This is a genomic window from Mesorhizobium sp. M0830, from assembly GCF_040319965.1.
GTDB lineage: Bacteria > Pseudomonadota > Alphaproteobacteria > Rhizobiales > Rhizobiaceae > Mesorhizobium.
The window spans coordinates 73856-99727 of record NZ_JAMYOR010000021.1 but is presented as its reverse complement, the minus strand read 5'-3'; the positions used below and the strand labels follow the sequence as shown (position 1 = coordinate 99727).

Genomic DNA, 25872 nt, shown 5'->3' with positions numbered 1-25872 from the left:
ATGTTCTCTTGTAAACCCCCCCCCCACCCGCCCGCCCCCCCCCCCCCCCCCCGCCACTTCCCCCCCCAACATCCCCGGGGCCCCGCCCGGGGGGTCCCCGCCCCCCGGCTGTGCAGCCTATTGGTCAGCCTTGGTCTGACCCATGATTTCCTGCGCCGTGAAATTGATGCCGCAGGTCGGGAAGGAATTGCCGACGAAGAAATTGTCGGACTGGTCGGGGAAGAAATCCTGCCCGGCCTTGAAGTTCGGATCCTCGACGATCGCCAATGGCAGTTTGACCGATTGCGGCACGACATTGCCTTCAAGCGCGGCAATCGCCGTCTTGATGGCGACCGCCACCTGGGCCGGGCCGGTGCCGGCCGATGAGCATTTCAGCCCGTCAGCTGCATGGGCGGAGCAGAATTTGCGGAAGCCGTTCTCTGTTTCGCCGCCGAACGGTACAAACGGATGCTTGGCGTCGATCATCGCCTGTACGATGCCGGTGTCACCCCCCTGGCCGGTAATGCCGACGAACGGACCATTGGTGGCGATCGCGTCAGCCGTGACCTTCTGCGCTGTCGGATCATCCCACTTGCCGGCGACTTCGGTGACGTCCCATTTCTTGCCCGAAGCATCGAAGACCTCATGGATGCCATTGTGGCGGTCGGTATCGACCGACGTGCCAGCAACACCGCGCACCTCAAGTATCTTGCCGCCATCGGGTATATGGTCGACCAGCCATTTGCCCCAAAGTTCGCCGAGGCCCTTCTGATCGACATTGACGTTGATGGCGTCCTTGGTGTCGAGAATGTTGTCGAAAGCAACCAGCACGACACCGGCCTCCTTGGCGCGCTTGATGACCGGCGCGAAAGCGGTCGGGTTCTGCGCGTTGACGACAATGGCGTCATAGCCGGAATCGATGAAGTTGTTGATCGCCGAAATCTGCGCCGGCACATCCTCGCCGGTCGACACCACCTTGAATTCCTTCAACTTGGCGGCGACGTCCTTTTGCGCTGCGTAAGCCTTGGCGGTCTGGATCATCTGGATGCGCCAGGTGTTGGCGATGTAGCCATTGGCGAGCGCGATCCGGTATGGGCCGTCCTTTTTGGGAAACTTGAAAAACTGCGTATCCGCGGCCCAGGGCGCGAAGCAATCCGGCTCCGCTGCCGGGCCCTTGACGATTTCAGGGCCCGCGGCAATCGCCGACGAGCTCAGCATGACGAATGCAGTGGCGGCAACGATGCCACCAACAAGTGACTTGATCATCGATATTCCTCCCAGTTGCAGTTCTGATTGTGGTTTTCGCTATGCGAAATTATTGACGCGATCGGGCCGGCACCTCCTTGCCTTGGCATACGCGTTTTAGTCGCCGGTGACGGCGGACCCAGTTCCTCCCCTTGTCACCGCCAGCCGGGCGGAAACTATCATATTATCCATAATAAACAAGAATTAGTTGTCGCTTATGTATAATAAACAGCCGCAACCCGCTGCGCGCCCATCTGTTCAGCGGAAAATGGTAGCGCTACCAAATTGTCCTGTAAACCGGCATTCGCACAGTCGCCTTTGTGTGTTTCAACGGGCGGTGCTTTCGCGGCGCTTGAGCTCGAAACCGAGATCGACGATCCGTTGCTCTGGCCTGTTGCCGGCGATCGCCGCCAGCGCCATGGCGACCGCACGCCGGCCGATCTCGTAGCGATGGGTGCGGATGCTGGTGATCGACGGAAACGCCACCTGCATCATGTCGAGGTCGTTGAAACCGACGATACCGATCGTCTTCGGCACCAAGATCGAGGCGCGATGACACTCGAACAACACGCCGAGCGCGATGTCGTCATTGTTGCAGAAGACGGCGTCGAGTGTCGACACCTTGGCCAGTGCGTCGCGGAACATCTCGCGGCCGAGCGATACGCTTGACGGAACCGGCGTGGTGGTGACGAGGCGCGGGTCGAATAGCCCGGCCGCCTCCATCGCCGCGCGGTACCCGGCAAGGCGCCGCTGCGAGCGCGGATCCATGCGCGCTCCGATGAAGCCGATGCGGCGATAGCCGGCCTCGATCAGATGTTCGGTCGCCGTCCTGCCGCCGTCCAGATGCGAGAAGCCGACCATCATGTCGACTGGATCTAGCCCGGTTTCCATGACCTGCACCACCGGGCAGCCGGCGTTCTCCAGCAGCTTTCGCGAGACTGGTGTCTGGTCGATGCCGGCGACGATCAGCGCTGCCGGCCGCTGCGAGCCGAACACCTGCAGCAGCCGTTCTTCCTCGAGGCCGGAATAATGGGTGTTGCCGAGTTGGATGCGGAACGGGCTGTCCGACAGGCTGTCATAGATGCCGCGCACCACCTCGGCAAAGACGTTGTTGGTGAGCGACGGCACCAGAACACCGAACACCTCGGCGCGCGCCGAAGCCAGCGCCCGCGCATTCGGGTCCGGCACATAGCCGAGTTCGTCGACGGCGGCCTGGATCTGGCGACGCAGCTCTTCCGAGACACGCTCCGGCTCGCGCAAGGCGCGCGACACGGTGATGGCGCCGACTCCGGCCTTGCGTGCGACATCCGATATTGTCGGGCGGCCGCCGCCACGGCGAGAGCGCGGCTTGATCACGGACGCGCTCGCTCGGGAATGCACCTGGCAGTGCGCGGTCGCGATACGATCGTTTTTGCTGTCACCATCCCGCCGGCCCGCTTTGCCGCACCCACTCGCCTTCTGGCGTCGCGCAGCCTGTTGTCCTTGTCAAGCAACGGCAACAATCCTGCCAGCCTTCAGGCCATCACGGCGGCGCTGCGCCGTGCTTTCCAGAACAACAGGCCGATCGCCACTATGTTCAGCAAATTCCAGGCGATGCCGTTCAGGAACGCCGCGGCATAAGAACCGGTGAGGTCGTAGATCCAGCCCGACATCCAGCCACCGATCGCCATGCCGAAGATCGTCGCCATCATGACGATGCCGATGCGCTGCCCGGCCTCTTTGGCGGGCATGTAGTCGCGCACGATGATGGCGTAGCAAGGCACGATGCCGCCTTGCGACAGGCCGAATACCAGCGACACCACATAGAGCGAGGCAAGCCCGTCGAACGGGATGTAGAACAGCAGCGACAGGCATTGCAACACCGAACCGATCATGAGCGTTTTCATGCCGCCGATGCGATCGGCAATAAAGCCCGATGCCAACCGGCTGACGACGCCGCCTGCCATCATGATCGACAGCATGTCGGCGCCGTGTGCCACGCCGTAGCCGAGATCCATGCAATAGGCGACGATATGCACCTGCGGCATCGACATCGCCACGCAGCAGCCGAGGCCGGCGACGACCAGCAGCACCTGCAACGCCGCCGGCGACAGCGAGATCGGCTGCACCGGCCGGCTCCCGGGCGAACCTGCGGCTGCCGCCGCCGGGGCACCGCGCCGCAGCATCAGCACCAGCGGCACCATGGTCACCAGGCAGAAGATGCCGATGGCCGCATAGGTGAAACGCCAGCCCTCCGCTTTCATGAGTGTCGGCATGATGGTCGGCCAGAACGCCCCGGCAAGGTAGTTGCCGGCGGCCGCCGCGGTCACCGCGACACCGCGCCGGCGGTTGAACCAGTGCGAGATATCGGCGATCAGCGGCCCGAAGATCACCGATGTACCGACGCCGATCAGCAGCCCTTGGGCAAGGGTGAACTGCAGGATCGAGGTCGACAGCGCCGCGAGCAGGAGGCCGGCGGAGAGCGCAATCGAAGAGAGCAGCGCCGGGACCCAGTAGCCCATACGGTCGATGGCGCGGCCGATCAGCACGTTGCCGGCGGCAAAGCCGACCATGGTCGCGGTGTAGGGCATGGACGCCGCGGCGCGGTCGACGCCGAACTCGGCCTGCACGGCGGGCAGCACCACGACAACCGCCCACATGCCGACGGCACCGATCGTCGCCAGCAGCATCGAGATGGCGAGCCGCATCCAGGCATAGGAGCTGTCGATGCCGGGGCTCGGCTGAGTGCTGTCGGTTCGGGCCAATGCGTTTCCTGTCGGCGATCTCCGCTCGGCCGCCGTTTTGCGCCCAGTATCGACCCATTCTCAAGCCGCAGCAGCGCCACAGCGGGCAAATCCGTGGCTCCAGAGCCAGGGGAAGTGGGAACCGATGCCAATGTGCGGAGTTTCCCGGCCAGCACCCTGGACAAGGAGTCCTGCCGTGACCGCGAAGAAAAAATGGTCGGCCGACGTGACCGAGCACAGCGATGCGTTGGATCTCGAGGACCACGTCTTCGAATCCGACGACGCCAAGAAGATCGCCGCCTCGCTCAAGCGATCCGCCGAACACAGCCACCGGCGCAAGGCCGGACCGTTCCAGTCAGCCATGTCGATGCTGAACTTCTACATCAACCGCGCCGGCAAGAACCTGCCCGCCGAGCGCAAGAAGGTACTTGAGGACGCCAAGGACGAGCTGCGCGCCGCCTTTGGGCGTGAGAAAGACGATTAGCGGCGGCCGAAAGGCCCTATCGGGCGCGGATGACACCGTCGGTGTTCGCCAACAATTTGCGCACCGCGTTGCGCGCCGCATCCGGGCGTTGCAGCCGAATGTTCTTCTCGATTGCCTCATGCAGCTTCTGCGCATGATTGAGATCGTCGATCTCCCGCGTCGTATAGGCAAAGAGATGATCGAAGGCGGATTCGATCAGCACGCCGAGCGGCACCAGAAGGTCGTTGCCCGAGGCACGCAGGATGGCGAGGTGAAAGCGGGTGTCGGCGCGGGTGCGATCCTGCAGACTGGCCGCCTCGCCCATCTCCCGGCATGCCTGGCTGATCTCGGCCATCTGTTCGTCGGTCCGCCGCATCGCGGCAAAGGCGGTCGCTTCCGGCTCGATGATATGGCGGAACTCCTGCACGGTCTTCAGGAACACTTCGCGATCCGGCGACGTCGCGTACCAGGCCAGCACATCGCGATCGAGCAGGTTCCAGCGTTCCTTCGGCTCGACCCAGCTGCCGATCTTGGGGCGTGAGGCCAGCAGGCCCTTGGCCATCAGCATCTTGATCGCTTCACGCACCGCCGAGCGGCTGACGCTGAAGGTCTCGGACCATTTCGCTTCATTCGGCAGGATCGTACCGGGCGGATAGTCGCCACGCACGATCCTGAGGCCAATCTCGCTGGCCAGCGAGGCATGAACGCTCGAGCCTGGAATGCGCGCCGCGTCGGGTCGGCGAATGCCGGCGGAACGCTCGGTGGAAGCCGCTTTCGCTGGCGATTTTTCCTTGTTCGGCTTCGCATCCCGCATGGATTCCAGAAAGTCCGGATTGAGGGGTGCTGTCAAGCGCGGCAAGCGGCTTGGGCCGCAAAGCCGGGCGCTGTGCACAGATCAGCCCAGTTGCTCTCGTGGTTCAGGCCGTCGTGACGTATTTGCGCCAGCTATGCTCCGGGCGGAAACCCAGCATCTCGCGCGCCTTGCGGTTGGAGAGCAGCGTTTCGTATTCGCCGAGTTCGGTTTTGACCGGCACGCCGGGGTAGAAACGCTTCAAGAGTTCGGCGGTCGGCAGATCGGACGAGGTGTCATCGTTGGCGGCGTTGAACACCTGGTAGCCGAGGCCGTCCTTCTCGATGGCGCGCAACGTTATCTGGCCGAGGTCGCGCGCATCGACATAACTCCAGGCGATGCGCTTGCGGAAACCGGGATCGGCGAACCATTTCGGAAACAGCGAATATTCATGCGGCTCGATGACGTTGCCAATGCGCAAGGCGTAGATATCGGTGCCGTTGCGCTGTGCGAACGCGCGTGCCGTCTTCTCGTTGACCACCTTGGACAGCGCATAGCTGTCCATCGGATCGACGTCGTACTCCTCGTCGAGCGGGAAATATTTGGGATCGCGCGGCTCGTTGGCGAAAACCAGGCCATAGGTCGTTTCGCTGGAGGCGATCACCACCTTGGGGATGCCGAGCTTCACCGCCGCCTCGATGACGTTGTAGGTGCCGAGCGCATTGATACGGAACACCTCATTGTCGGTGGTGATCATGATGCGCGGAATGGCGGCGAAATGGACCACGGCATCGACCGGCTGGGGGCGCAGCGATGGGTCGAATTCATGCAGGCCCATGTAGCTCGACAGCGCATTGAACACCTGCCCGCTGTCGGTGATGTCGGTGATCAGCGTACGCACCTTGGGGTTGTCGAGCGGCTTGGTGTCGATGTTGAGCACCTGACAGCCCTGCTCCACCAGATACTGCACGACATGGCGTCCGGCCTTGCCGCTGCCGCCGGTGAACATGATCCGCTTCGCCATTTTGCTCTCCACATCCTCTGGAATTTATGTGTATTGTCAGACAATACCGCGATCCGCAACCGCCCTCGCCCGCAAAACGGCAGCGCCGATCATCAATCATTGCAACAGGACTTGAAGACATGAATACGACCGCCGCGAGCGAAAAGATCGGCTTCATCGGCCTTGGCCTGATGGGACACGGCATCGCCAAGAACATCGTCGACAAGGGCTACGCCCTGACCTTTCTCGGCCGCAAGAACCGCAAGCCGGCGGAAGACCTGCTCGGTCGAGGTGCGAAGGAAGCATCGACACCGCGCGATGTGGCGGCGGCATCGACAATCGTCTTCATCTGCGTCACCGGCTCACGCGAGGTCGAAGCCATCATTCGCGGCCCCGGCGGCCTCAAGGAGGGCTTGAAGGAAGGCTCGGTCGTGATCGATTGCTCGACCTCAGATCCTGTCTCGACGGTGGCACTGGCAGCGGAACTGAAGGCGCTCGGCATCGATTTTGTCGACGCGCCGCTGAGCCGCACGCCGAAGGAAGCCTGGGAAGGCACGCTCGACGCCATGGTCGGCGCGCCGGACGCCCTCTTTGCCAGGGTGAAACCGGTGATCGAAACCTGGGCCGGCCGCATCGTCCATATCGGCGACACCGGCGACGGCCACCGCATGAAACTGCTCAATAATTTCATCTCGCTCGGCTACGCCGCGATCTATTCCGAGGCATTGGCGCTGGCTGAGAAGGTCGGCATCTCGCCGCCGCGCTTCGACAGCGTCATCCGCAATGGCCGCATGGATTGCGGCTTTTACCAGACCTTCATGCGCTGGACGCTGGAGGGCGACCGCGACGCCCACAAATTCTCGATCGCCAACGCCTTCAAGGACCTGACCTATCTGGAATCGATGGCGGGGGCGGCCGGCATCGCCAATCCGCTCGGCAACGCCACCAAGAACTCCTTCGCCGGCGCCCATGCCACCAGCCCTGCCGAGCAATTCGTGCCGATGCTGGCGACGCATATCGGCAAGATCAACGGCGTCGACCTGATGCCGACCAAGGACGGCAAGAAGCAGACGATCTGAGCCGTCCAAAGGCGCCAGTCACCGCCTTGATCGCCCGATCCCGTCGTCGGTGTTTTCAAGCAGCTTGTGCACGGCACTGCGCGCGGCTACCGGACGCCGCAGGCGGATGTTCTTCTCGATCGCCTCATGCAGTTTCTGTGCCTGCCGCTGATCACCGACCTGCTGCGTTGTGAACGCGAAGAGATGGTCGAGCGCTGACTCGATCAGAACGCCGAGCGGCACCAAAAGGTCGTTGCCGGAGGCGCGCAGGATAGCGAGATGAAAGCGCGTGTCGGCGCGGATACGGTCCTGCAGGCTCAGGGCCTCGTTCATGTCGCGGCAGGCCTGACTGATCTCCTCCATCTGCTGGTCGCTGCGCCGCACGGCGGCAAAGGCCGACGCCTCGGGCTCGATGATGTGGCGGAACTCCTGTACGGTGCGCAGAAAAGCCTCGCGGTCAGGCGCGGTCGCGTACCAGGCCAGCACGTCACGGTCGAGCAGGTTCCAGCGCTCCTTCGGCTCGACCCAACTGCCGATCTTGGGGCGCGATGCCAAAAGGCTTTTCGCCATCAGCATCTTGATGGCTTCGCGCACCGCCGAACGGCTGACATTGAATATCTCGGCCCATTTGGCCTCATTGGGCAGGATAGTGCCGGGCGGATAGTCGCCGCGCACGATCCGCAAGCCAATCTCGCCGGCCAGCGAGACATGCACGCTCGCCCCTGCGAAGTGCGCCGCACCACCCGTTCGCATGACGGCCGTACGGCGGCTGGCTTGTGCCTTGGTCCGATCGGCTCGCTCTTTTGACTTCTCGTCCGGCATCCACGTTCCAATGCGTCGGCTGTCTGACGTCCGGACTGGCCCGAACCTGCACGGTGCGCCGATCTTGCCGAAAAATCCAAACTATGGACGCGCCAAAGCCGGCGCCTGTCGCCCCAACCATTGCGTCCAATTCAGGAAGTGACGGGGCGCCCGTTGCCGAGCGCCCCGAAATCGAGAACCTACTTCTGGATGCAGGTGTCGACAGTATCCTTGGTGCATTCGTCGAGGCCGGTGAACACCGGATCGGCGACGGCCTTGCCTTCGATGAGGTCGATCATCACCGACGGCGCCTTGTAGCCCATTTCGAACGGCCGCTGACCGACCAGCGCGGTCACGAGGCCGTCACGGGCGATCGCCACCTCGTCGCCGATCGTGTCGGCGGCACCGATGACGAAGTCGTTGCTGGCTATCCGGTCCTTGAGCGGTCCGAACAGATCGCGATAGGGCTGCGGCGCGCCGAACAGCGGCCAGCCGCCCATGATGCCGAAGGCGTCGAGCTTGGGGTTTGCGGCGAGGATGTCGGTCATCGCCTGTACGCCCTTGGCGCCGTCGTCATTGGTGAACACCGGGCAGCCTGCAACTTCGGTCCAGCCACCTTCACCGGCAAGTGCGGCGAGGCCGTCCTTGCCCGAAAGCGCATCACGCATGCCCTGCGCACGACGCAGGATGTTGTCGGCAGCCGGGTTGCCTTCAATGGTGCAGATCGTGCCGCCATTCGGCTTGCCCTTCTTGATGTACTCGCCGATCTTCTTGCCCATCAGATAGTTGTCGGTGCCGAGATAGGTCTTGCGAAGTGCTGCATCTTCCTTGCTGAGATCCGCATCGACGGTCATGATCGGGATCGTCGGGTTGGCGGTCTTGATCGTCTGCGCGATCAGTGGCGCGTTGGACGGCGAAATTGCCATCGCCACCGTGTCGGCCTTGCTCAGCATGTCCTGGACGATCTGCGCCTCGCCGGCTTCATCGGAAGTCGACGCCGGACCGGTGTAGAAGCACTCATATTCCGAGCTGGCGTTTTCCTTGTTCCATTTCTCGCAGCCCTGGTGAATGGCTTCGAAGAACGGATTGTCGAGACCTTTCACGACAATGACGAGCTGTTTCTTGGCCAAAGCCGGCCCGGCGCCAAGCGCCATGGCGGCGACGGCGGCGAGCAAAAGTGTTTTCCTCATGTCAGTCCTCCCTTGGAAACAGACGGACACGGCGTGCCCGCCACACAGATCGACCGGATGCGTGATGACAGAGGGTCGTTGTGCGAGCGCTCATGTCATACGCCAGGCCGATAAGTATTTTCATTTCGGTCGGCCAGATCGAAAACTGACTGGCAACGACCGACAATCCTCCCGATGATCCCGCGCGGCAGGCCGGCATGGGATCGGTATATTAATTTAGTCCTCCGATGCTCAGCTAATCTCGGCTCGCGGCCAACGTCAATGCCATTTGTCCTACAAAACTGATTTTTCGAAAGATTCAACCCCGTCCCGCAACAGCCTCCGGCCGCATTTCCATGACTATCGCCAATTCTTATTCGTCTGACAATTGACGCCTGCGCAGGCATTCGCGTAGATGCAGGTCAGCGCTGTTTCCGGGAGGAGCTGGAAAAGCGTGGCGAAAGCTGCGCCCGGTCCACCGGAAAAGCAGGCAAGGCACGGGGAGGTTAAGGCTGGTGGCGGTTCTCGAACTCACCAACATCTCAAGGCATTTCGGCGCCATCCAGGCGGTCAATGACGTGTCGTTGTCGATCGAGCCCGGACAGGTGGTCGGCCTGATGGGCGACAACGGCGCCGGCAAGTCGACGCTGGTCAAGATGATCGCCGGCAATTTCCGCCCGAGCCATGGCACCATGCGAATGGACGGCAAGGAGTTGATCCTGCACAAGCCGGCGGAAGCCCGCCAGCACGGCATCGAGATCGTCCACCAGGATCTGGCGCTCTGCAACAATCTGACCGCGGCGGCGAATGTCTATCTCGGCCGCGAATTGCGCCGCGGCCTAGGGCCGCTCCGCATCCTCGATTATGCGACGATGTACAAGCGCGCAGGCCAGCTCTTCGCCGAATTGAAGTCCGAGACCCGTCCGCGCGACCTCGTCAAGCAGATGTCGGGTGGCCAGCGCCAGGCGGTGGCGATTGCCCGCACCATGCTGTCGCAGGCCAAGATCGTGCTGATGGACGAACCGACGGCCGCAATTTCGGTGCGCCAGGTCGCCGAGGTGCTGAACCTGATCCGCCATTTGCGCGACCAGGGCATCGCCGTGGTGCTGATCAGTCACCGCATGCCCGATGTCTTCACAGTCGCCGACCGCGTTATCGTCATGCGGCGCGGCCGCAAGGTCGCCGACAAGACGATTGCGTCGAGTTCGCCCGAGGAAGTCACCGGGCTGATCACCGGCGCCATCGAACAGGTTTGATTTCAAGCTTTTCACTATGACAGCAAATGAAGGTCGATGATGGCACTGACAATTGACCAGCCGATCGAGCACAAGCAGCAATCCTTGCCGGCAAGGTTGCTTGCCAGCCAGACTTTCTGGGTGGTGATCTCCGTCATCCTTGCGTGCGTGTTCCTATCGTTTGCCACCGACGCCTTCGCCACGTCGAAGAACCTCTACAACATCACCCGCAACATCACCTTCGTCGCCATCATCGCGCTCGGCATGACCTTCGTCATCATCACCGGCGGCATCGACCTGTCGGTCGGCTCGGTGCTTTGCCTGTCGTCGATGATTTTGGCCGTCACTATGCATGCCGGCTACTCGATCGAGGTCGGCATTCTGGCCTCTATCGCAACCGCGCTCGCCATCGGCGCCTTCAACGGCATCCTGATCGCCTATCTTGGCTTTCCACCATTCGTGGTAACGCTCGGTGTGCTGTCGATCGCCCGCAGCCTGGCGATGGTCGCCTCCAACAACACAGTCGTCTTCCAGTTCGGGCCAGACCACGCCAAACTGCTGGCATTGGGCGGCGGCGCCTGGGTGTTCGGCATCGCCAATCCGGTTCTCTACATGATCCTTCTGGCGCTGATCACCGGCTTCATCCTGCGCTGGACCAAGTTCGGCCGCCACATCTTCGCCATTGGCGGCAATGAGCATGCGGCGACACTGACCGGCGTGCCGGTGCGCAAGATCAAGGTTGCCGTCTACATGATCTCGGCGCTGTCGGCAGGCATTGCCGGCATCATCCAGACGGGCTGGCTGGGCGCCGTCACCACCAATCTCGGCACCGGCATGGAACTGCAGGTGATCGCCGCCACTGTCATCGGCGGCGCCAATCTGGCTGGTGGCGTCGGCACCGCCTTCGGCGCCATCGTCGGCGCGGCCCTGATCGAAGTCATCCGCAACAGTCTTGGCCTCCTCGGCATCAATGCCTTCTGGCAAGGCGTGTTCATCGGCGGCGCCATCCTGCTGGCGGTGCTGTTCGACCGCATCCGCAATTTCCGCCGCAGCGATTAAGACCATGATCCCGAAAAGTGGAAACCGGTTTTCTCGGACAAACGGAACTGTTTGCCCAGAGATCATGGTCAAACGACAAAACAGTCTGTGGCAAACGCCCTGTTCAGCCTCGATGGGCGGCTTGCGCTGACGGCTTCGGTTTGAGAGGGCGTTCTTCCCTTCTTCCCTTGTGGGAGAAGGGGAAACCTATCGCTCAGTCTGAAAATCCGCCGGCATCGACCGCCATCCACCTTCGTCGCAGCCCCGCGTCTTGACGCGGCCCCGAACTCAGCCGCACTATCCCGATGCAGGCGAAGGGAGGCCATTCGTCTGCGGGAGGATATACCATGACGGAAGCGATCAGGCTCTACTGGGGCCGGTTCGGACATGTTTCTGTCCTCAATGTCGCAAGCGACTTCGTCACCCATGCCCATGTCGAGGCGCATCTGATCATCTGGCTGGAAGGCACGGCCGGGGAGATGACCATCGGCCGAGAGACCGTACGGCTTGGCCCCTGCACCGCCGCCGGCATCAACTCCTTCCAGCCGCACAGCCATGTTCTGTCGCAAAACAGGACGCCCGGTCTGTTTCTCGCCTTCTACATCGATCCGGATTGGGCGCGGCGCCGCCGCGACCTGCCCTCGTCCGCGCCACTGTTTTCACAAGCCGCGATCACGCTCGAACCTTGGCTGCATCAGGCCGCCGCCAATCTGCTCGACCATCTCAGCGATAATGAGAGCATCGACGACATCGCCAACTACGAGATCGAGCGTTTCATCGACTCGGTGCTCGATGCCGCCGACGCCTCGGCGCCGCAGGAGGTGCGTGTCCGCATCAACACCATGCAGGACTTCCGGGTCCGCAAGGCGATCCAGCTGATGAAAGCCAATGTCTGCGAGCGCATCTGCTTCGACGAAGTGGCGCGCAGCGTCGGCCTGTCGCGGCCGCATTTCTTCGCTCTGTTCAAGGAACAGACCAATCTGACGCCCAACGTCTACTGGAACACGCTGCGCATGGAGGAAGCGGTGCGGCAGTTGCAGTGGTCGCAGGAGCCGCTGATCTCGGTCGCGTGCAATCTCGGCTTCACCACGCAGGGCAATTTCTCGCGCTTCTTCCGCGACCATGTCGGCGTGCCGCCGACGGTCTATCGTGAGGCCGCGCGAGCCATCGCCTGAACCAACGGCGCCGCCACCCTTTTTCAGACTCCTTGATAGGCGTTCAAGACGCATTGATAAGCATCCCCGGGATGGCCGCCTTACCCTTGCCCAGCTGCCGCATTTGCAAGGGAATATCGATATGGCCAAAGTCACCATCTCCAGCGTCATCGACGCGCCGGTCGAAAAAGTCTGGGCTCGCATACGCGATTTCAACGAATTGCCAAGCTGGCATCCGCGCATGGTCGAAAGCCATATCGAGGACGGCAAGGACGCTTCGACGATAGGCTGCGTGCGCAATCTTCAGCTCATCAGTGGCGCGCGCCTGCGCGAAAAGCTGCTCGACTTCTCCGACCAGGATTTCCACGTCAGCTATTCGATCCTCGAGACGCCGCAGCCGCTGACCAACCACAAGGCGACGCTGCAATTGCGGCGCGTTACCGATGGCGACCGCACCTATGCCGAATGGACCGCCAGCTTCGACGCCGCGCCAGAAGAAGCCGACAAGCTGGCCGAGGGCATGGGGGCGAATGTCTTCCAGGGCGGCTTCAATGCCCTGAAGAGCCACTTCGCCGGCCAGAGCTGACAGGAGCCAAACCATGGCGCTAGCACTGCAGACCTTTGTAACGGTGAAGGACGCCAACGCGGCGCTGAAAGCCGCTGGCACGCGCTATCTCGGTGGCGGAACGCTCGTGGTCCGCGCGGCTAACGAGGGCGATGTTTCGGTCTCCGGCTTTGTCAGGTCGACAGAGCCATCTTTGTCCACCATCGCGGTTGCCGGCGGCAAGGTCCGCATCGGCGCTTCGGTGACCATGGCGGCGATAGCCCGCCATCCGGACCTCGGCGCCCTTGCCAAGGCCGCCCGCGCCGTTGGTGGCCCGGCAGTCCGCAACATGGCGACCGTCGGCGGCAATCTGTTTGCGCCGGCTCCCTATGGCGATTTCGCTGTTGCCCTGCTGGCGCTCGACGCCATTGTCGGCACCGATGACGACGAAGCGCCAATAGAGATCTTCCTGGCCAATCGGGGCGGCAGCGCCATCGTCGCCTCCGTGAGCTTCGCGCTGCCGAAAGCCGACAGTTTCCGTTTCCTGAAAGTGTCGCGGGTCAAGCCCAAGGGCGTCTCGGTGCTCAGCATCGCCGCCGTTCTGCAACTGGCGCCGGATGGCACCGTGTCTTCGGCGCGGATTGCGCTGGGCTGCATGGCCGACCGGCCAATGCGTGCCAAAGCAGCCGAAAACGCTCTGATCGGCCGAAGCCTGACCAAGGACGGCATCGCGCCGGCCTTGGCGGCAGTCAACCACGGCACCTCGCCGGCAACCGATCCGATTGCCAGCGCCTGGTATCGCGCTGAAGTGCTGCCGGTCCATCTCGGCCGGCTGCTGCTCGGCTAATAACCTGTCGGGGGCGCGCGCTTGCCCTGCGGGGCAGGCGCGCTGGGAGGAAAAACATGGCGAAGGTTCCGGTTCAGTTCACGCTCAACGGCTCGGAGAAGGCCGAATTCGTCGACAGCGGCACGACGCTGCTGCACGCCTTGCGCGACAAGATCGGCGACACCTCGCCGAAAGGCGGTTGCCATCAAGGCACCTGCGGCGCCTGCTCGGTCATCATCGACGGCGAACTCCGGCTGTCCTGCCTGACGCTGGCCGAGACCTGCAATGGCACCGTCATCACCACCACGGCGGGGCTTTCGGAAAGCGGCGTGCTGCACCCGCTGCAGCGCGCCTTTCTCGAGGCCTTCGCCACGCAATGCGGCTTCTGCACGCCCGGCATGATCATGGCCGCCAAGGTGCTGCTCGACCACACGCCCAATCCCAGCCGCGACGAGGTGGTCGAGGCGCTGTCGGGCAACATCTGCCGCTGCACCGGCTACGAGCCGATCATCCAGGCGGTGCTGACCGCCGCGTGGTCCAACTCTCAGAACGCGGCCTAGAGCCGGATGATTTCAGGTCGATTCGACCTGAAATCTGAATCCGCCTCTAAATCAAAGAGATAGAGCATGATGTCGTCCGAAAACCGCTTCACACTTTTCGGCATCATGCTCTGAGGGAACAAAAGAATGGAACTGCGCAAGAACTACTTCGCCGATGTCCGCAAGGACGATCTGCATGAGATCGGCCAGCCAAGGCCGCGCTCGGATTCGCCCGGCCATGTCACCGGCAAGACCGCCTTTTTCGCCGACCGCAATTTCCCCGGCATGCTGCATCTGAAGATGGTGCGCAGCCCGCATCACCATGCCCGCATCCGCTCGATCGACACGTCGGAAGCCGAGAAGCATCCGGGCGTCGTCAGAGTGCTGACCGCCAAGGACGTGCCGCACAATGTCTACACCATCCTGATCCTGATCCAGATCGGACCTGAGGACGAGACCGTGCTGGCCGATGGCAAGGTGCGCTGGAAGGGCGAGGCCGTGGTCGCCGTGCTGGCCGAGACCGAGCGCGCCGCACAAGAGGCTGTCGCCAAGGTCAAGGTCGACTATGAGGTTCTGCCGGCTGTCTTCGACATGGAGGAGGCGCTGAAGCCCGGCGCGCCGCTGGTCAATGAGTACCACGGCCAGAACTACTACCTCTATGACAGCGGCGAGTGTCGCAAAGTGCGCTTCGGCGACGTCGAGGCGGGCTTCGCCGGCGCAGATCACATCCTAGAGCAGAGCTATCAGTCCTCGCCGATCGAACACGCGCCCACCGAAACGACGGGCTGCGTGGTGGTACCCGAGGGCAATGACCGCTTCACCTGCTACACCAACACGCAGGCGATGTTCTTCACCCTCGACAACACATCGATCATCCTGCAGATGCCGGGCAGCAAATTGCATTTCGTCGGCGGCACCGTCGGCGGCGGCTTTGGCGGCAAGGTCGACGTCATCGTCGAGCCGATCGCCATCCTCGGCGCCAAGCTAACAGGACGACCAGTCTGTTTTATTTACAGCCGCGAAGAGGAGATGCAGATATCGTCACCTCGCGCCGCCGAAAAAATCGTCATCAAGGACGGCGTCATGAAGGACGGCCGCATCGTCGCCCGCAAGGTCATCGGCTACACCGACGCCGGCGCCTATTCGCGCCACTCGCCCTATGGTGCGCAGAAGGGTGCCGGGCACTATCCCGGTCCTTACACCATCCCCAATGTCTGGATCGACACCTACTGCGTCTATACCAACCGCACGCCTTCCTCCGCCATGCGCGGCTTCGGCGTCACCATCGGCGACTTCGCGCTGGAGGTGCAGATGGACAAGCTGGCGCGGCTGATCGGCATGGATCCGCTCGAATTCCGCTTCATCAACGCCTATCGCGACGGCGACATGAAGGCGCACCGCCAGCCGACCGAAGGGGCCGCCCTGATCGAGTGCATGCAGGAAGCCTCGCGCGCTGCCAACTGGCCGGTGGCGGAGAAATTCATGGCGATGTCCTCCTACGTGAAGGGAGTTTGAGATGGCGATCAGGCGCGGACGCGGCGTCGCCGCGATCAATTATCCCACAGGTATGAACCTCGGCGGCGACCCGACGCAGGCGCTGGTGCATTCGACGCCAACCGGCAATTTCATGGTGACCCTGTCCTCGGTCGATCTCGGCCAGGGCATGAAGCAGATCATGGCGCAGATCTGCGCCGAAACGATCGGCGTGCCGACCGACCGCGTCGTCGTCGACACCGCCGACACCGACACCGGCCCGCACTGCATGGGCACCTTCGCCTCGCGCGGCACGCATCGCGCCGGCAATGCCGTCATCCAGGCGGCTAGGGAGGCGCGCCAGGTGATGCTGGAGGTGGCGGCCGAGGAGCTGGAGGTGAATGCCTCCGACCTCGAGACCGACGGCCAGGGCAACATCCTGGTCAAGGGCGCGCCGCAGAAATCGATCTCGATCTTCGACGTCGCGCTGTCGGCGCATTTCAAGCGCGGCCGCTCGATCTCCGGCCGCGGCATGTTCCTCATCCCGCGCTCCTATCCGGAGAAAGAGACCGGCGCGATGAAGCCGTCGACCTGCTACGCGCATGCCTGCACCGTGGCCGAGGTCGAGGTCGATGACGAGACCGGCGAGGTGACCGTGCTGACGGTCAAGAACGTCTTCGAGATCGGCCGCGCGCTAAACCCGAAAATGGTCGAGCAGCAATTGGTCGGCGGCTCCTGGATGGGCATCAGTCACGCGCTCTACGAAACCACCGAGCCCTATTATCCCAACCGTGACCATGGCGGTACCGACTTCAACCAGTATCTGATGCCGGGGCCGGGCGATCTCGCGCAAACCGAGATCATCGTGCTGGAGCGGCCCTCGGCCGACGGGCCATACGGTGCCAAGGGGCCGGGCGAAATGTGCGCCAACCCGCAGATCCCGGCCGTCGCCAATGCCGTCTTCGACGCTGTCGGCGTGCGCATCGACACGCTGCCGATCACGCCCGAGCGCATTCTGCGCGCGCTGAAGGCGCAAGCGGCGAACTGAGGGCCGCAATGAACGGGACAAGCGCCGAGACTGTCGCGACCTCGCCGGAGGCGGTGGCACAGCATCTGGCCGCCTCACGCTATCTGGCGGATGAGAGCCTTTCCACAGCCATCTTCCTGGCGATCCGGCTGGGCAAGCCGCTGCTGCTCGAAGGCGCGCCCGGCGTCGGCAAAACGGAAGCGGCCAAGGCGATCGCCGCGCTGCTCGGCCGCGATCTGGTGCGGCTGCAATGCTATGAAGGCATCGACGCCGCGCATGCGCTCTATGAATGGAATTATCAACGCCAGCTGCTCGCCATCCGCCATGCCGGCGAGCATGAGATCGATATCTATGACGACCGTTTCCTGATCGCGCGGCCGCTGCTGCAGGTGCTGAAGGCGCCGGAGCAGCGCATACTGCTGGTCGATGAGATCGACCGTTCCGACCACGAATTTGAAGCACTGCTTTTGGAATTCCTCTCCGATTTCCAAATCAGCATTCCCGAGCGCGGCACCATCCGCGCCACCGCGCAGCCGATCGTCATCCTGACCTCGAACCGCACCCGTGAACTCGCCGAGGCGCTGCGCCGGCGCTGCGTCTATCACTGGATCGGCTATCCCAATGCCGAGCGCGAGGCCGCCATCATCATGCTGCGCGCCGGCGATGTGGCCGAGGCAACGGCGCGCGCGGTGGCCGCAGCCGTGCAGACCATCCGCACCCGGCCGCTCGCCAAGCCACCCGGCATCGCCGAAGCGGTCGAATGGGCCAACGCCGCCACCATCCTGGAAGAAGGCGGCAGCCCATGGCCGGAAGCCTTCCGCCGCGCCATCGGCGTGCTGATCAAGGACGAGGAGGATCTCTCCTATATCGCGCCCGAGCTTGGCCGGATTGTCGAGGAGGCGCTGGCGTGAGTCGAGACCTCAACGACCCCTTCACCCCGTTCCTTCCGGAACGCTGGCGGGACAGCGCCCCCCTCTGGCCTGCCGGCCATCTCCCCCTCAAGGGGGGAGATCAGCTGTCATCTCGGCTTTCGCCAATCCCCCACGTCGCAGTACCAGGCGACGCGTCAAAGCTGCCAATCTCCCCCCTTGAGGGGGAGATGTCCGGCAGGACAGAGGGGGGCGCCACGCAATGATGCGGGAGAAAAGCTTACCCCGCGCGGCCACCCCCTTGCTCGGCTTTGCCCGCCTTCTGCGCCGCTACGGCTTTGCCGTCGCGCCCGAGCAGGTCTCCGGCTTCATGCAAGCGGTGACATTGCTGGGGCCGCGCTCGATAAGCGACATCCGCGAGGCGGCGCTCGCCACGCTGGCGCCGCCGCCCGACCGCCGCGACGAATTCGAGGCGCATTTCCGGAGCCATTTCTGTGGCAATACATCGGCGATGGTCGAAGGCGACGCCGACGAGGAAACCCGCATCAAGGACGATGGCGGCGCCGACGAACAACAGATCGAAGCCGACCGGCAGCAAGAGGGCGGCGAGCTGTCCTCGGCCCTGGAGCAACTGAGCCGCCGCGATTTCCAGCGCGACAATGACGGCCTTGCCGCTTTCCGCCGCAAGCTCGCTTCGGCCCTGCCCGCCCGCCGCTCCTTCCGCACCGTGCGCACCCACTCGCGCGGCAAGCTCGACCTGCGCCGGTCGCTGCGCGAAATCGTCAGCGCCGATGGCGACGTCCCCTCGCCGCTGCTGCGCCGCCGTCAGACCGTGCCGCGCAAGCTGCTGATCCTCATCGATGTGTCCGGCTCGATGAAACTGCACACAGCGGACTATCTCAAGCTCGCCCATGCCGCGGTGCAGGGCGCCGATCGCGCCGAAATCTTCACCTTCGGCACGCGGCTGACCCGCATCACCACGGCATTACGCATCCGCGACCGCGGCCAGGCTTTGGCCCGCGCGGCCGCCCAGGTCGACGATTGGGACGGCGGCACCCGCATGGGACCAACGCTGCTCGCCTTCCTCTCGGTGCCGCGCTTTTCAGCCTTTGCGCGCGGTGCCGCGGTCGTCATCCTGTCCGACGCGCTGGAACGCGGCGACCATGGCGAGTTGGAGACGGCAATGCGCCGGTTGAGCGTTCGCGCCTTCCGGCTGTCGCTGGCGACGCCGCTGGCCGGCGATCCGCGCTTCCGGCCGGCAACGGCGGCATTGCGCGCGATCCTGCCGGTGATCGACGATCTCGTCGACGGCTCGTCGCTTGCCGGCCTCACCGATTTCATCCTGTCGCTCGCCCGCCCTGCCCCGGCTGCGGCGACAATCTGGAAGAGGGTTTCGTGATGCAGAAAGCAATCGACGCGCATTTCCACATCTGGCGCCAAAAGGATCAGCCCTGGCTGGTCGGCCCGATGGTGCCGCGCATCTTCGGCCCCTACGAGCCGATCCGCCGCGACTATTCGATCGAGGAGTTTCTGGCCGACCAGAAGGGATCCGGCGTCGAAAAGGCCGTCTATGTCCAGACCAACTGGGCCAGGGAGGATTTCGAGAAGGAAGTCGCCTTCCTGCAAAAGACCGCTGACGAGACCGGCTGGCCGCATGCCATCGTCGGCTACACCGACATGACTGTCGACGACATCAGGCCCCAGATCGATCGCTTGAAAAAATATCCGCTGCTGCGCGGCGTACGCATGCAATTGCACTGGCACGAAACGCCAGCGTTCCGCTTTGCAGCTTCGGCGGACCAGGTCATCGATCGCAAGGTGCGGGCGAATGTCGCGCGGCTGAAGGATTATGGCTTGTCCTTCGACCTGCAGCTCTTCCCTGCCCAGATGAAGGACGGCCTGACGCTGGTCGGCGAGAACCCCGAAACGAATTTCATCCTCACCCATGCCGGCATGCTGACCGGCATGGAGCCGGAAACCATCGAAGCCTGGAAGAGCGGCCTGCGCACGCTGTCGGCCGCACCCAATCTCTACGCCAAGCTCTCCGGCCTCGGCACCTTCGTCAACCGCAACGACCCGGCGCTGATCGCCTATATCGTCGACCACGCGATCGAGATCCTGGGCGCTGACCATCTGATGTTCGGCTCGAACTTCCCGATCGAGAAGCTGTGGACCAGCCACGCCGAACTGATCAAGGCGCATCGCAATGCGATCGCCAAGCATGGCGCGGCTGCGGAAGCGGATATTTTCTGGAACACGGCGGAGAAAGTTTACCGGCCGGTGTAAGACGCCCGCGCTTCCCGCCCCCCCCACAGGTGAGAAGATGAGGTAAGCCGCGCCTACCTTACCTCGAACTGCGGATCGACCGGGATCTGCATCGCCGTCACCAGATGGTTGGTCTGGCCGGCGAGCCCGATGATCGACACCAGTTCGCCATGCTGCGCGTCGGTCATGCCCTTGGCGCGAGCTGCCGCCGTGTGCGAGTGGACGCAGTAGGAGCAGCCATTGGCGGTCGACACCGCGATGTAGATCATTTCCTTGGTCAGCGGATCGATGGCGCTGTCGGCGACCATCACCACCTTCAGCTGTTCCCAGATCCGCTTCAACGCCGGCGGATCATTGGCCAGCCCACGCCAGAAATTGTTGACGAAATCGGATTTGCGCGTCGCGCGGATATCGTCGAACACGGCCTTCACCGCCGGGACTTTCTCCACCTCGGCATCGCTGAGAAGTCTTGTGGTGGCCATGGCGTGATCCTTTCGTTTCGATCGATGAACGTTAAATTAAGTTCCGAGCAAAGGCAGCTAACCAGCTTCTGTGACTCAGTTTTTTGGCGCGCAATAGCCTAAACTTCGTCATCCACGGGCGGAGCGGGAGCGAAGCGGACGCGTAGACCCGAGGATCCGAGACAAAAAAGCATTCGCATGAACACAGTTGCCATGCCGGGACGTTGGTCGAAGGGTGCAGCGGAGCAGAATTCTGCACCGAAGCAGCGCTCGGAGGTCGCGGCATGGCCCCGTGCAACTGTTCAGGTTGATGGTTCACCGGTGGGAAGGGATCGAGCCATGCCACGGCCTGTCCTCGAAAGGACGACCAGGATCCTCTCGGTCTCCTTCCCACCTCAACCATAGCATGGCAACAACACACAGGATCCTCGGGTCTGCGCCGCGTCGCTGCGCTCCTTGCTTCGCCCGTGGATGACGAAGGGATGGAGGTTTTGGCCAATTGTCGACGTACGCACCGCCCAGAACCCTAGTGAACCGCCGCGTACATGATCTTCTCCTCCGTTGCCTCCGCCGGGGAAAACTCCTCGACGATGCGGCCCTGGCGACAGACAAGAATACGGTCGGACAGGTTCATGATCTCCGGCAGATAGGACGAGATGACGACGACGGCGAGGCCCTCATCGGCCAGGCGGTTGATGATCTGGTGGATCTCGGCGATGGCGCCGACATCGACGCCGCGCGTCGGCTCGTCGAAGATGACGATGCGCGGCTGCTGTACCAGCCCCTTGCCGATCACCACCTTCTGCTGGTTGCCGCCGGAGAGTTCGACCACACGCGCATTGTCGTTGATCGCCTTGATGTTCAGCGTCTTCGTCCATTCCGCCGAGAGCACACGCATCTCCTGCGCGTTGATCACCCACGCCTTTTCGCGGCCCGCCGCCAAAAGCCCGCCGAACAGGTTCTCGGCAATGCCCATCGTCTCGAAGATGCCTTCGCTCTTTCGGTCCTCGGTGACGTAGACGATGCCGTCGGCCACCGCTTCGCTCGGCACGAGATAGCGCACCGGCTTGTCGTCCAGTTCGATGGCGCCGCCGCGCAGGAAATCGCGCTTGTAGATGCCGGAGACGATTTTGAAGGTCTCGGTGCGGCCGGAGCCGATCAGCCCGAACACGCCGGTGATCTGGCCCTCGAAGATCGAGAACGAATTGTTGCGCACGACATTGCTCATCGAGATGTCCTGCACCGACAGCATCTTCTTGCCAGCCTTGCGCAGCTTGGCTTCGTCGCGCTGGCGGTAGATCTGCCCCGACAGCGTGCGCCCGACCATGGCGGCGACGATCCTGTCACGGTCGAAGGCCGATGTGTCGTCGGTGATCACCAGTTCGCCATCGCGCAGGATGGTGATGCGGTCGGCAATCAGCAGCGCCTCTTCCAGAGCGTGGCTGATGAAAACGATCGACACGCCGCTCGCTTTCAGCCTGCGGATCAGCGCGAAGAAGTGTCGCTTCTCTTCCGGCGTCAGCGTCGCCGTCGGCTCGTCGAAGATGATGATCTCGGCATTGTGGTGCACCGCCCGTGCGATCTCGACCATCTGCCGCTTGGCCGCACCCAGCGTTGCCACCATGGCGTTCGGGTCGACTGGAAAATTCAGCGACTGCAGGAATTGTTGGGCCGAGATGTAAGTGCCGCGCAGCCGGTTGAGGAACTTTTCGGTGCCGAGATAAAGGTTCTGCGCCACCGTCATCGATGGCACCAGGCTGGTCTCCTGGAACACCATCGCGATGCCGGCCTCCAGGGCGGCATGCGGCGAGGCGTAGGCGATCTCCTGGCCATGGTGGAACATCTTGCCTGACGTGGCGTCGACCACACCGGCAATGATCTTGGTCAGCGTCGATTTTCCCGCGCCGTTCTCGCCAAGCAGCGCGTGGATCTCGCCCTTGCGCAGTTCGAAGCTGACATTCTTCACCGCCGGCACGCCGCGATAGTTCTTGGTGACGTTCTCCAGCCGAACGATCGGGTCCATCAGAAGCCTCCCGACGCGAGGTCGACCGCCAGCACGCAGTCACCGCCTCTGGAGGCGATGAACAAGCTGCCGTCCTTTTCCGCCACGCTGCAGATGCCATGGCGCGTGCCGTTGGCGCGGCTGTGCAGGCTGAATTGCGGCTGCATCTTCGCGTCGAGCCTCACCACCAACCCGTAGGAGCGGCTCGGCGACCATGGCTTGTGGATGCCCATGGTGCGGATGCCGCCGCATTGCAGCGGCTCGAGAAAGCTGCGGCTGGAGGCCAGTGCCGGCGCGATCCAGTAGGCCGGCGGCACCTGATCGAGCATGTCATGGCGGTAATGCGTTTCCTGCAACACGAATTCGATCAACCGGTTGCGCGGCGCAAACAGAGCCAGCCAGGCGCCGCCATCGGCGGATGGCGACAGCCGGGAGGGATAGCCTGGCAGATGAGTCAACACCGTCGAACGATTGCCCGTCGCGCCCTCGAAGCGGACAATTTGATGGCGCCAGCTTTCACTGACCAGAACATCCCTGCCGACGGGATAGAGCCCATAGGGGAAGGCGATGTCGCCGGCCACTTTGCGGAAGCCGCCACCTGCTGCATCCCGCTTCCAAAGCGAACCGGACGCCCCCTTCCTCATCAGGTCGGCGGCCCATTGCGAGGGCGCATGCTCGGCCGAGCCATTGGCCAGCCACAGCGTGCCGTCATCCGCATAGGCAAGTGCGGTGATGCAGCTGAGATCAGCCGGCAGCGGAACCTCCTTGCCTGATATCAGCAGCTTGCCACTTTCCAGCCCCACGGTCAGTTCGCCGGATGGCGAGAGCGCCAGCGCCGTGACGGCAGACGGGAAGGTTTCGATCACCTTGGGCTCGGTTCGGGCAGCAAGCGAATAGACAGCGTTGCCGCTGGAGGCCAGCAGCCTCTCACCAGAAACCAGCAGATTGTCCGGCTCCGTCAGTTCGGCAAAAGCCAGCGCATCGTCCAGCCGCGTATTGGGCCGAAAAGCACCGTCGAGCGGCGGAATGGTCACCGCCTTGCCGCGAAACAGGTCGAGCACCGGATCGAGGATCATGGCCTTGCCCCCCAATAAGAAGCGGGGCTGGTCCAGTTCGGGTCGGCGCCAGCGATCTTGTAGCGGCCGACGCGGTTGTTGAGGATGCCGCCGACGAACAGATATCCCTTGTGCTCGCGCATCGAGGTGACCATCGGGTGCGCGCCGCCTGAGAGGTCGCCCATCGCCTCGACGATGCCGCCCTTCTCATTGAATTTCACCACGCCTCCGGTGTTGATGTTGGGGAACAGCCACTCATCCTGCGGCAAGCGGCGCGTCATGCGCTTGCGCATATCGGGGTGGCGCAGCGACAGGTCGAAGCTCGGCGTGCGCATGCCGAGCCACGCCATCCAGTAATTGCCGTCGGAGGCGCGGTTGATGTTGTCGGGGTAGCCCGGCATGTCGCGGATGACGCATTCGGCGGTGCCGGCCTTCGGCCCTTCCAGCCAGTAGCGGTGCACCCGGCAGGCCCAGCTTTCGGCGAAGAACAGCGACTTGCCATCATGCGCCATGCACACACCATTGGTGTAGCGGTAGCCGTCGAGCAGCGTCCTGGTCGATCCGTCCTTCGGGTCGTAGACCAGCAGACGCCCGGTGGCGCGGTTCTCGATCGAGTCCAGCGCCCAATCGTGGGCATCGTAGCGCTTGGTCGAATCGGTGAAATAGATCCGCCCGTCCGGCGCGATGTCGCAGTCGTTGGGATCGCGCAACCGCGCATCGTCGACGATCGAGGTCCACGAGCGCGACGTCTCCGCCGACAGGCGTTTCACCTCCCGATCCGGCGACACCGAATAGAGCCCCATGGCGCCAACGCAGCTGATCAGATTGCCTGTCTTGTCGAAGGCAAGCCCCAGCGGGAAGCCGCCAATGTGAGCGAATACTTCCGATTTGACATAGTCCGGCGCGAAGAAGCGGACGATTTCGCCATGGCGTGTGCCGCAATAGAGATTGTCGTCGCGGTCGAGGATGACATCTTCCGGCCCTTCCAGCTCGCCAAGCCCGATATGGTCGGCAGCCGACAGCCTGTTGTCGAGTTCGTAGGATGTGCCGGAGCCGGGCGCCGCCGACTGTGTTTCGCCCATCTTGAGATAGACCGGCGCGACATAGACTTCGTTCAGCACCTTGTGGCGGTTCTTCAGCCAGCGGATGTCGATCGTCACCGCCACCGCCAGCATGATGCCAAGCACCATCTGGTTGGTGCCGGTGCCATACCCCAGCCGGATCAATCCGTTGGTCATGGTCAAGACGATGATCGCGCCCATCAGCCCCTTGATCACCGAGCCACGCCCGCCGCCGAGGCTGACGCCGCCGACCACCGCCGCCGTCAGCGCCATGATCTCCAGGTTGAGGCCGGTGCCCGGCCCTGCCCCGCTCAGGCGGCAGGCGATGAGGAAACCGCCGATCGAGGCGCAGAAGCCAGAGAAGACATAGGTCATGAACACCGTGCGGCGCACGCGAATGCCGGCATTGTGCGCCGAGCGCCTGGAGCCGCCGACCGCCAGCACGTGCCAGCCCGGCCGCGAACGCGTCAACGCGATATGGGTGACGATGGCGAGGATGATCGCCAGCCACACCGAAACCGACAGCCCCCAGAAGGTGCTGTCGCCGATGAAGTCGAGCACATCCGAAGTGGCGGTCGAGAGCTGCACATCGGCGGCATAGGTGGTGACCAGGATGTCGAACAGCGCCCGGCCGAAGATGAAGGTGACCAGCGTGGTGAGAAAGGCGCGCAGCCTGAGGTAGCCGACGAGATAGCCGTTGATGGCGCCGAAGACGAGTCCGGTGGCGACCGACGCGGCCATCGCCAGCCAGATCGACTGTTCGAGGATGAAGAAGACATAAACGGCGGAGAAGCAGGAAAGCGCGAAGATCGAGCCGACCGACAGGTCGATGCCGCCGCCCAGCATCACCACGGTCATGCCGGTGACCACCATCGAGAATTCACCGAGCTGGCGGGTCGATTCCTGCAGCGCCGTCAGCTTGAAGAAGCCGGGAATGATCGAGCCGAAGGTTGCCAGCGTCGCCACCAGCGCCAGGAACGGAATGGCGTTGTCGGTCCAGCGTTTGGTCAGGATCTCGCCGACGACATGGTCGGGCACGAGATTGTAGCGCCAGGACTGGAGGCGTTCGCGAAAGGACATAAGGTCACTGCA

At 63.2% G+C, this 25872-nt stretch carries 24 protein-coding genes; 13 read left to right on the top strand and 11 right to left on the bottom strand.

The window, feature by feature from the left end; translation table 11 throughout:
* Positions 1-117 precede the first annotated feature (117 nt).
* The 3 genes from NKI20_RS15280 to NKI20_RS15270 all read right to left on the bottom strand — a co-directional run bounded on the left by NKI20_RS15280 (position 118) and on the right by NKI20_RS15270 (position 3968).
* The gene (locus NKI20_RS15280; RefSeq protein WP_352831676.1) at positions 118-1245 is read right to left on the bottom strand and encodes a sugar ABC transporter substrate-binding protein; all 1128 of its coding nucleotides are present in this window, start codon (positions 1243-1245) and stop codon (positions 118-120) included.
* A 306-nt stretch (positions 1246-1551) separates the two neighbouring features.
* Positions 1552-2580, bottom strand: a complete 1029-nt coding sequence (gene gntR / locus NKI20_RS15275; RefSeq protein ID WP_352831674.1) for an HTH-type transcriptional regulator GntR — start codon at positions 2578-2580, stop codon at positions 1552-1554.
* A gap of 158 nt (positions 2581-2738) precedes the next feature.
* Positions 2739-3968 (bottom strand): MFS transporter, encoded by a 1230-nt coding sequence (locus NKI20_RS15270; RefSeq protein WP_352831672.1) that lies wholly within the window; start codon positions 3966-3968, stop codon positions 2739-2741.
* A gap of 124 nt (positions 3969-4092) precedes the next feature.
* Here NKI20_RS15270 and NKI20_RS15265 point away from each other — a divergent pair, with 124 nt between their 5' ends.
* On the top strand, positions 4093-4431 hold the full coding sequence (locus NKI20_RS15265; RefSeq protein ID WP_502898113.1) for a DUF3175 domain-containing protein: 339 nt from the start codon (positions 4093-4095) through the stop codon (positions 4429-4431).
* 16 nt (positions 4432-4447) lie between these two features.
* Here the strand turns inward: NKI20_RS15265 and NKI20_RS15260 are convergent, their stop codons facing one another.
* Positions 4448-5224, bottom strand: coding sequence for a FadR/GntR family transcriptional regulator (locus NKI20_RS15260; protein WP_352831668.1), 777 nt, complete (start codon positions 5222-5224; stop codon positions 4448-4450).
* Positions 5225-5327: 103 nt separating this feature from the next.
* Positions 5328-6224, bottom strand: a complete 897-nt coding sequence (locus NKI20_RS15255; RefSeq protein WP_352831666.1) for an NAD-dependent epimerase/dehydratase family protein — start codon at positions 6222-6224, stop codon at positions 5328-5330.
* Positions 6225-6343: 119 nt separating this feature from the next.
* Here NKI20_RS15255 and NKI20_RS15250 point away from each other — a divergent pair, with 119 nt between their 5' ends.
* Positions 6344-7282 carry an NAD(P)-dependent oxidoreductase gene (locus NKI20_RS15250; RefSeq protein ID WP_352831664.1) on the top strand — a complete coding sequence of 313 codons (939 nt, stop codon included), beginning with the start codon at positions 6344-6346 and terminating at the stop codon, positions 7280-7282.
* Positions 7283-7300: 18 nt separating this feature from the next.
* Here NKI20_RS15250 and NKI20_RS15245 read toward each other — a convergent pair whose 3' ends face one another.
* Together NKI20_RS15245 and NKI20_RS15240 are read right to left on the bottom strand one after the other, a co-directional pair.
* Positions 7301-8083, bottom strand: coding sequence for a FadR/GntR family transcriptional regulator (locus NKI20_RS15245; protein WP_023756908.1), 783 nt, complete (start codon positions 8081-8083; stop codon positions 7301-7303).
* A gap of 179 nt (positions 8084-8262) precedes the next feature.
* The gene (locus NKI20_RS15240) at positions 8263-9252 is read right to left on the bottom strand and encodes a sugar-binding protein (protein ID WP_023756907.1); all 990 of its coding nucleotides are present in this window, start codon (positions 9250-9252) and stop codon (positions 8263-8265) included.
* A gap of 494 nt (positions 9253-9746) precedes the next feature.
* Between NKI20_RS15240 and NKI20_RS15235 the strand changes: the two genes are divergently transcribed.
* The 11 genes from NKI20_RS15235 to NKI20_RS15185 all read left to right on the top strand — a co-directional run bounded on the left by NKI20_RS15235 (position 9747) and on the right by NKI20_RS15185 (position 20222).
* Positions 9747-10487: an ATP-binding cassette domain-containing protein gene (locus tag NKI20_RS15235; RefSeq protein ID WP_352486338.1), complete on the top strand. Its 741-nt coding sequence runs from the start codon at positions 9747-9749 to the stop codon at positions 10485-10487.
* Positions 10488-10526: 39 nt separating this feature from the next.
* Positions 10527-11525, top strand: coding sequence for an ABC transporter permease (locus NKI20_RS15230; RefSeq protein ID WP_352831682.1), 999 nt, complete (start codon positions 10527-10529; stop codon positions 11523-11525).
* A gap of 326 nt (positions 11526-11851) precedes the next feature.
* Positions 11852-12679, top strand: a complete 828-nt coding sequence (locus NKI20_RS15225; protein ID WP_352729053.1) for a helix-turn-helix domain-containing protein — start codon at positions 11852-11854, stop codon at positions 12677-12679.
* Positions 12680-12800: 121 nt separating this feature from the next.
* On the top strand, positions 12801-13244 hold the full coding sequence (locus NKI20_RS15220; RefSeq protein ID WP_352831661.1) for an SRPBCC family protein: 444 nt from the start codon (positions 12801-12803) through the stop codon (positions 13242-13244).
* 13 nt (positions 13245-13257) lie between these two features.
* Positions 13258-14049 carry an FAD binding domain-containing protein gene (locus NKI20_RS15215; RefSeq protein WP_352831659.1) on the top strand — a complete coding sequence of 264 codons (792 nt, stop codon included), beginning with the start codon at positions 13258-13260 and terminating at the stop codon, positions 14047-14049.
* 56 nt (positions 14050-14105) lie between these two features.
* Positions 14106-14588: a (2Fe-2S)-binding protein gene (locus tag NKI20_RS15210; protein WP_352831657.1), complete on the top strand. Its 483-nt coding sequence runs from the start codon at positions 14106-14108 to the stop codon at positions 14586-14588.
* A gap of 126 nt (positions 14589-14714) precedes the next feature.
* Positions 14715-16082 (top strand): xanthine dehydrogenase family protein molybdopterin-binding subunit, encoded by a 1368-nt coding sequence (locus NKI20_RS15205; RefSeq protein WP_352831655.1) that lies wholly within the window; start codon positions 14715-14717, stop codon positions 16080-16082.
* A gap of 1 nt (position 16083) precedes the next feature.
* Positions 16084-17088, top strand: a complete 1005-nt coding sequence (locus NKI20_RS15200; protein ID WP_010910368.1) for a xanthine dehydrogenase family protein molybdopterin-binding subunit — start codon at positions 16084-16086, stop codon at positions 17086-17088.
* A gap of 8 nt (positions 17089-17096) precedes the next feature.
* A complete protein-coding gene (locus NKI20_RS15195) occupies positions 17097-17978 on the top strand; it encodes an AAA family ATPase (RefSeq protein WP_352831653.1) in 882 nt (293 codons plus the stop codon).
* A 220-nt stretch (positions 17979-18198) separates the two neighbouring features.
* Positions 18199-19335: a vWA domain-containing protein gene (locus tag NKI20_RS15190; RefSeq protein ID WP_352831651.1), complete on the top strand. Its 1137-nt coding sequence runs from the start codon at positions 18199-18201 to the stop codon at positions 19333-19335.
* Entirely contained in the window at positions 19335-20222 is an 888-nt protein-coding gene (locus NKI20_RS15185; RefSeq protein WP_352831680.1) for an amidohydrolase family protein, read from the top strand. Before NKI20_RS15190 ends, NKI20_RS15185 begins: the two co-directional genes overlap by 1 nt.
* A 53-nt stretch (positions 20223-20275) precedes the next feature.
* Here NKI20_RS15185 and NKI20_RS15180 read toward each other — a convergent pair whose 3' ends face one another.
* From NKI20_RS15180 to NKI20_RS15165, 4 genes are all read right to left on the bottom strand, one after another.
* Positions 20276-20683 carry a carboxymuconolactone decarboxylase family protein gene (locus NKI20_RS15180; RefSeq protein WP_352831649.1) on the bottom strand — a complete coding sequence of 136 codons (408 nt, stop codon included), beginning with the start codon at positions 20681-20683 and terminating at the stop codon, positions 20276-20278.
* Between the two features lie 505 nt (positions 20684-21188).
* Entirely contained in the window at positions 21189-22685 is a 1497-nt protein-coding gene (locus NKI20_RS15175) for a sugar ABC transporter ATP-binding protein (protein ID WP_352831647.1), read from the bottom strand.
* Positions 22685-23740: an SMP-30/gluconolactonase/LRE family protein gene (locus tag NKI20_RS15170; protein ID WP_352729033.1), complete on the bottom strand. Its 1056-nt coding sequence runs from the start codon at positions 23738-23740 to the stop codon at positions 22685-22687. Before NKI20_RS15170 ends, NKI20_RS15175 begins: the two co-directional genes overlap by 1 nt.
* Entirely contained in the window at positions 23737-25860 is a 2124-nt protein-coding gene (locus NKI20_RS15165) for an ABC transporter permease (RefSeq protein ID WP_352831645.1), read from the bottom strand. Before NKI20_RS15165 ends, NKI20_RS15170 begins: the two co-directional genes overlap by 4 nt.
* Positions 25861-25872: the final 12 nt, after the last annotated feature.